General features: G+C 70.4%; 6 protein-coding genes and 2 tRNA genes. 4 read left to right on the forward strand and 4 right to left on the reverse strand.

The annotated features are described in order from the left end of the window. Nucleotides 1-192: 192 nt before the first annotated feature. Entirely contained in the window at nucleotides 193-915 is a 723-nt protein-coding gene (locus tag G6018_RS02690) for a glycosyltransferase family 2 protein (RefSeq protein ID WP_182638648.1), read from the reverse strand. Between the two features lie 129 nt (nucleotides 916-1,044). Between G6018_RS02690 and G6018_RS02695 the strand changes: the two genes are divergently transcribed. Beyond that, nucleotides 1,045-1,117: transfer RNA gene (locus G6018_RS02695), tRNA-Thr, on the forward strand. A gap of 42 nt (nucleotides 1,118-1,159) precedes the next feature. Further along, nucleotides 1,160-1,233: transfer RNA gene (locus G6018_RS02700), tRNA-Met, on the forward strand. Nucleotides 1,234-1,297: 64 nt separating this feature from the next. Here G6018_RS02700 and G6018_RS02705 read toward each other — a convergent pair. From G6018_RS02705 to G6018_RS02715, 3 genes are read right to left on the reverse strand one after another with little or no spacing between them, the layout of a single operon-like run. Then, the gene (locus tag G6018_RS02705) at nucleotides 1,298-2,842 is read right to left on the reverse strand and encodes a tripartite tricarboxylate transporter permease (protein WP_179523177.1); all 1,545 of its coding nucleotides are present in this window, start codon (nucleotides 2,840-2,842) and stop codon (nucleotides 1,298-1,300) included. Beyond that, nucleotides 2,830-3,480 (reverse strand): tripartite tricarboxylate transporter TctB family protein, encoded by a 651-nt coding sequence (locus tag G6018_RS02710; RefSeq protein ID WP_182638649.1) that lies wholly within the window; start codon nucleotides 3,478-3,480, stop codon nucleotides 2,830-2,832. Before G6018_RS02710 ends, G6018_RS02705 begins: the two co-directional genes overlap by 13 nt. Beyond that, nucleotides 3,477-4,454 carry a tripartite tricarboxylate transporter substrate-binding protein gene (locus tag G6018_RS02715; RefSeq protein WP_182638650.1) on the reverse strand — a complete coding sequence of 326 codons (978 nt, stop codon included), beginning with the start codon at nucleotides 4,452-4,454 and terminating at the stop codon, nucleotides 3,477-3,479. The genes G6018_RS02710 and G6018_RS02715 overlap by 4 nt, the downstream gene beginning before the upstream one ends. Nucleotides 4,455-4,549: 95 nt before the next feature. Between G6018_RS02715 and G6018_RS02720 the strand changes: the two genes are divergently transcribed. Further along, the gene (locus G6018_RS02720; RefSeq protein WP_182638651.1) at nucleotides 4,550-5,863 is read left to right on the forward strand and encodes an ATP-binding protein; all 1,314 of its coding nucleotides are present in this window, start codon (nucleotides 4,550-4,552) and stop codon (nucleotides 5,861-5,863) included. Next, nucleotides 5,860-6,375, forward strand: a 516-nt coding sequence (locus tag G6018_RS02725) for a response regulator (RefSeq protein WP_182638652.1), incomplete at its 3' end; no start/stop codon positions are given. The genes G6018_RS02720 and G6018_RS02725, both read left to right, overlap by 4 nt.

Genomic DNA, 6,375 nt, shown 5'->3' on the forward strand with positions numbered 1-6,375 from the left:
GTCGGGGTGACCGACGCCGATGCCGAGCGCACCAACGAGGGCTGGAAGCGCTTCCTGGTGCTCAACATGTTGGCGGGCTTCTGCGTGACGCAGATCGTGCTGTGGTCGGTGCTCGTCTGGTCCTGACGCCGCTCGCCGCCCCCGCGGTCACGCGACCTCCGGGGCGCGCACGTCGAGGACGCGTCTGAGGCCTCAGCGCTGGACGCGGGCCATCCAGCGTTGCGAGGGCGGGCTGATGCGCCAGTTGCGGGCGATCGTCCGGAACGCGCGGGAGAACCGTCGGCGCATCGCGGCGGGATCGTCGAACGGGCGCGCGGAGATGCCCACGGTGAGCGACCGGTCCACCCGGAGGCGGTCGGCGGCACCGAACTGGAACGACAGGTCGATGTCGTCGTGCAGCTCCGGGTCCGATCGGTTCACCCCGTCCCGCACGCGATCCCAGGCCTCGCGCCGCATCGCCAGGTTCGACCCGAACAGCACCGGGTGCGCCATCGCGGCGCCCACGGAGACGAAGTACGCGTCCATGTAGAGCAGCCGGGCGGCGCGGGCCCGCCAGCCGCTCAGCCCGATGAACTCGCCCGGGCCGGAGATCGCCACGAGCTCGGGGTCCTCGGTGAACGCCTTTTCGATTCGCTGCACCCAGTCCGGGCCCGGGCGGGAGTCCGCGTCCAGGCGGGCGATCACGTCTCCCGAGGCCGAGTCGTAACCGGTGGCCGTGGCCGAGGGGATGCCCCGCACGGCCTCGGTGACCACCCGGGCCCCGGCGTCGCGGGCCACCTCGGCACTGTCGTCGGCGCACCCGTTGTCCACCACCACGATCTCGTCAGGCGGCCTCGTCTGGGAACGCAGGGCCGCGAGGCACCCGGCGAGCTCGTGGGCGTCGTCGAGGACGGGGACGACCACGGAGATGCGCATGCCCCTCATCCTGCCAGCGGGGCGCCGACCCCATCCAACCGGGCGATTTGTGCCCCGTTCGAGCGTGTGTGTAATCTGCTAGAGGCTTTCACCCCGAGCCGCGAAGTGATTCGCGAACCGGAGTGGCCGGCCCCCTTAGCTCAGTCGGTAGAGCGTTTCCATGGTAAGGAAAAGGTCGACGGTTCGATTCCGTCAGGGGGCTCGCACTGTGCGGGGCGGTTCGATCGCCCGACTGGCAGGGCATGCCGGTGTAGCTCAGCTGGTTAGAGCGCACGACTCATAATCGTGAGGTCGGGGGATCGAGTCCCCCCACCGGTACCGATCAGGATCACGAAGGCCGCCCACGTGTCGTGGGCGGCCTTCGTCGTGTCCCGCGGTTCCCTCACCGAGCGGCGGGCTCCACCCGTTCGGCGGCCTCCACGCGCCGACGACGACGGTGCCGGGTGTGCTGGATGATGCTCGCCGCGACGGCCGCCGCCAGCAACGCGTACAGCGTGAGGGTGATGGTCGAGGAGAACAGGATCGACACATCGCCCTCGGACTGCGCGAGCGACCGACGCAGTTCGAGCTCCGCCAGCGGTCCGAGGATCGCTGCGATCAGCACCGGGGCCAGCGGGATCGAGTACCGGCGCATGAGGAATCCCACGATGCCGATCGCGATCACCATCCAGAGATCGAGCGTCGACGAGGAGATCGCGTAGGTGCCGAGCATCGCGATGACCGTCACCCCGGCGTACAGGTAGTGGCGGGGGATCAGCAGCAGCTTCGCCCACACGGCCGCGAACGGCAGGTTGATGATCAACAGGATGATCAGGCCGACGAACAGGCTGGCCAGCAGCGGCCAGACCAGTGCGGCGCTCGTCTCGAACAGCAGGGGACCGGGCTGCATCCCGTACTGCTGGAACGCGGCCAGCATCATGGCGGCGGTCGCCGAGGTCGGCAGGCCCAGGACGAGCAGCGCCCCCATCGCGCTGCCGGCGGTGGCATTGCCCGCGGCCTCGGGTGCGGCGACGCCCTGGAGCGCGCCGCGGGTGCCGAAGTCGGGGTCGTGGCGCCGCGCGGCCAGTGCCTTCTCGGTGCCGTAGGCGAGGAACGTCGGGACCTCGGAGCCGCCGACCGGGATCGTGCCGAAGGGCAGACCGAACGCCGTGCCGCGGAGGAAGGCGGGCACGATTCTGCGCATCTCCTTCCGGGTCGGGAACGGTGAGCCCTCGGTGGTCACCGGACCGCCGATGTGCGCCTCGCGGTGGATCCGCGACGCCTGGTGCAGCACCTCGCCGAGGGCCAGCAGGCCCACGGTGATCACGATGATCGAGATGCCCTCGAACAGGGACGGGTTGTCCAGCGTGAATCGCTGGGTGCCGGTCATCGAGTCGGTTCCGACCAGGGCGAGAGCGAGACCCAGCCCGAGCGCGGCGAGTCCCCTCACGACGGACTCGGCGACCACCGCCGAGATGGCGACGAAGGCGAACACCGCCAGAGCGAAGTACTCCGGTGACGAGAACGCCCGGGCGAGGACGATCAGATAGGGGGAGAACATCACCACGCAGGCGCACGCGATCATGCCGCCCGTGAACGCGCCGATCGCCGAGATCCCCAGGGCCTTGGCCGCCCGGCCGCTCTTGGCCATCCGGTGCCCTTCGAACGTCGTGGCTATGGCGGACGAGTTGCCCGGTGTGTTGAGCAGGATCCCGGAGGTCGAGTCGCCGAACAGTCCGCCGAAGTAGATGCTGGCGAACATGATGAAGGCGCCGGTCGGGTCGAGGGTGAAGGTGACCGGCAGGAGCAGGGCGACCGCCATCGCGGAGCCGAGTCCCGGTAGGACACCGACCGCGGTGCCGAGGAGGGCACCGATCAGCAGGAGGGTGAGGTTCATCGGGGTGAGCACCCCGGCGAGGCCCTCGCCCAGCAGGCTCAGTTGCTCCACGGCACGACTCCTTCGAGGATTCCGGCGGGCAGTCCCAGGCCGAGCCCGGCCGAGAACGCGATCTGGATGACGGAGGCGAAGATCACCGAGACGGCGATGTCGAAGACCGGCCGTCTGCTCCCCAGCGCGCGGCTCACGATCCAGAACAGCGCGCTGGCGGTGACCAGCCAGCCGACGGGCTGGAGCAGGAACGCGAACCCGATGAGGGCGGCGATCACGATTCCGGTGGTGCGGTAGTCGACGGGCACGTACTCCGGGTCGGCGGCGGGTACCGGCGACGTCGTGGTGGGGGAGTCGACGGGGTCGTCGATCGCGGCCAGGTCCTCGAGCATGTCGGTGGACAGTTGACCCATGGTCGAGGTGGCCGCGGTGTGCCGAGGGGTGCGGATGACGTTGATCGCCAGCAGTCCGCCGGTCAGGATCAGGAATCCGGCCACGAGGGCGGGGACGAACCGCGGCCCGGGTGCTCCCACGCCCTCGGGGACATCCATGGTGATGATCTGCACGATCATGAACACTGCGAGCGCGAGTACGCCGGCGGCGAACCCGAGCTCGGTCCGGTCGCGCCACCACCGCCTCCGGTCGCCGGACCGGGCCGGCGGGACCGCCGTGCTCGTCTGGTCGGATAAGAGTGTCATTGTCCCAGCTCCCTGATGATGTCTTCGGTCGTGGCGATCTCCGCGTCGAGGAACCGTGCGAACTCGTCACCTGCCATGAACTCGTCGGTCCAGTTGTTGCGCCCGAGGGTGTCGCGCCACTCGTCGGTCTCGCGCATCTCCGCGATGATCGCGATGAGCTCGTCCCGGACCTCGTCCGGGATGTCCGGTGGGGCGACCAGTCCGCGCCAGTTCGACATGGACACGTCCACTCCCTGTTCGATGAAGGTCGGGGTCGACAGCTCCTCGACCGGGGTCGCCGACGAGACCCCGAGCGCACGGAGCTCGCCCGCCTCGATCTGGGCGTCGAAGTCGTTGGCGCCGGAGATGGCGCCCACCGCGGAGCCGCTGATCATCGATCTCACGACCTCCCCACCACCGGAATAGGCGATGTAGTTGACGAGGGCCGGGTCGATGCCGGCGGCGTCGGCGAGCATGCCGGTGAGCAGATGGTCGATGCTCCCGAGCGACCCGCCCGCGATCGCCATGCCCGGATGCTCACGCCATGCCGCGAGGAACTCGTCGAGGGTCTGGTACGGGGAGTCCTCGGGGACCACCAGCACGTTGTAGTCGTCGGCGAGGCGGGCGATCGGCGTCGTGTCCTCGAGCGTGGCGTCGGAATCCTGCAGGATCACCCCGCCCACCATGACACCGCCGGTGACCAGCAGTGAGTCGGTGCGTCCGGCGAGCTGGACGAACTGGGTCAGTCCGATGGTCCCGGCCGCGCCCGGGACGTTGCGGACCCGCACCGCGTTGACGATCCCGGTGGTCATGAGTGCCTGCTGTGCTTCCCTGCCGAACGTGTCCCACCCGCCCCCGGGGGCGGCCGGTGCGATGATGCTCAGTTGGGTCCGCGGGTTGTCGCCGCCTCCGGATCGGCTGGCGTCGGTCGCCGCGGCCGTGGTGAGCCCGACGGCGAGTACCACGGTCAGGATGCGGGCGAAGGGGTGTCGCATCAACGGTCCTTCCAGGTGGTCGATGGCATGAGCGCCACCGAGGGATGAGCTGAGCATGGATCGGCGACGTGTGATGTGGGGCACAACTAGTCTTTGTGCTCATTGATGCTCACGCCGTCGGGCCGGACGGTGGCGGTGCGGGCGAGGGGAGGAGCGGGGTGGCGCGGTACTCGGAGTGGTTGCTCAGCCGGCGGTTCCGGCTCCTCGTGGTGCTGCTGATCCAGTGCGCTGTCGTGGTGACCTGCGTGGGCCTGACGGCCTTCGCCGCGGCCCGGGCCCAGGAGCGGCAGGTGCGCGAGGCCACGACCGAGCGGGTCCTCGCGGTCGCGCGTAGCCTCGCGGATCTCGACCAGGTGCGGGTGGCCATCGGGCGGGGTGACGCCGAGCAGGAGCTGCAACCGTTGACCGAGCTGATCCAGCAGGCGTCCGGCGTCGACTACGTCGTGATCAGTGACGCGCGGGGGATCCGGATAACCCACCCGGTGGCAGGGGAGCGTGGCCGACCGGTCTCGACCGACCCGTCGGACGTCCTGGCGGGAGCCACCTTCGTCGGCACCGAGGAGGGGACGCTCGGTCCGACCCTGCGTGCCAAGGTGCCCGTGTACCGCGACGGTGACGTGGTCGGCGCGGCATCGGTCGGGGTGCTCGAATCGGAGATCGCCGCCGACCTGCGGTCGAGTCTCACGGCGATGGCACCGTGGGTGTTGCTGGCGGTGCTGGTCGGGCTGACCGGGGCGGCCGGGGTCTCGGCGGCGATCGGCGCCCGGGTCCGCAGGCTGGAGGCGGAGAACGCCGAACTGGGGGAGCAGCGACGGTTGTCCCGGGCTCTGCGCGAGCAGACCCACGAGTTCCGGACCCGCATCCATGCGGTGTACGGGCTGGTCGAGAGCGGCGAGGCCGACGCGGCACTGGACTACCTGGCGGAGCTGGCCCCCATCACCGGTGCGGACACCCGCGACGGGGGCGTCGAGGATCCGCGCCTGCGCGCGGTGTTGGGGGAGATGGCGGCGGAGTACCGGACACAGGGGGGACTGCTGGAGATCGACCCCCTGACCTCGACGAGCGCAGGTGAGCTCGGGGGCGACGACCTCTCGCTCATCGCCAATCTGGTGATCAACGCCGTCGAGGCGGCGGGGCCCGGGGGCCACGTCCAGGTTCTGGTGCTGGCGGACGAGTTCGGCACCGAGGTGGCGGTGGGTGACGACGGGCCGGGCCTGGACCCGGAGGCGCTTCCGACGATGATCGAGCACGGTTACTCCACCAAGGAGCCGGGTGGCCGGAACGCGACGCGCGGCGTGGGCCTGGCGGTGGTCTGGCAGATCGTGCTGGACCGGGATGGTGAGATCGAGGTGGGCAGGTCGCCGGCCGGTGGGGCGCTGGTCACCGTACGGCTGCGGGGGGGACGATGACGGACGAGGGACAGGGCGGCCGCGTCATCCGGACGCTCATCGTCGACGACGATCCCGTCGCGCGGCGCCTGCACAGTCGGTACGTGGAGGGCGTCGCGGGCTTCGGCGTGACCGCCGCGGTCGCCGACGGGCAGGGGGCGGTGGGGTGGGTGGCCGGTGGCGGGATCGACCTGGTGCTACTCGACATCGGCCTGCCGGGGTTCAGCGGGATCGAGGTGCTGCACCGGATCAGGACGATCTCCCGCCGCCCGATCAGTGTGATCGTGGTGAGTTCGTTGCGGGACCGCATCACCGTTCGGCAGGCGCTGTCCGGACAGGTCGCCGGGTATCTGGTCAAGCCCTTCACCAGGGCCGCGATGGTCGAGCGACTGGAGCGGTTCCGGTCCGAGTTCGCCGCCGGGCCGCCGGCCGAGCTCGACTCGTTCGGGCAGGGGGAGATCGACGCCCTGCTGCGGAGGGGGGCGGGCGTGGGGCCCACGGCCCCGGCGACGGAGGGGCCGACCCGGGCACCG

The organism is Dietzia sp. DQ11-44, from assembly GCF_014145205.1.
In the GTDB taxonomy this organism is placed as follows: domain Bacteria; phylum Actinomycetota; class Actinomycetes; order Mycobacteriales; family Mycobacteriaceae; genus Dietzia; species Dietzia natronolimnaea.

What these genes read in the sequence shown, in the direction of transcription:
- G6018_RS02690 (WP_182638648.1), bottom strand. Translation starts at nt 915, where the DNA reads ATGCGCATCTCCGTGGTCGTCCCCGTCCTCGACGACGCCCACGAGCTC.
- G6018_RS02710 (WP_182638649.1), bottom strand. Translation starts at nt 3,480, where the DNA reads ATGACACTCTTATCCGACCAGACGAGCACGGCGGTCCCGCCGGCCCGG.
- G6018_RS02715 (WP_182638650.1), bottom strand. Translation starts at nt 4,454, where the DNA reads ATGCGACACCCCTTCGCCCGCATCCTGACCGTGGTACTCGCCGTCGGG.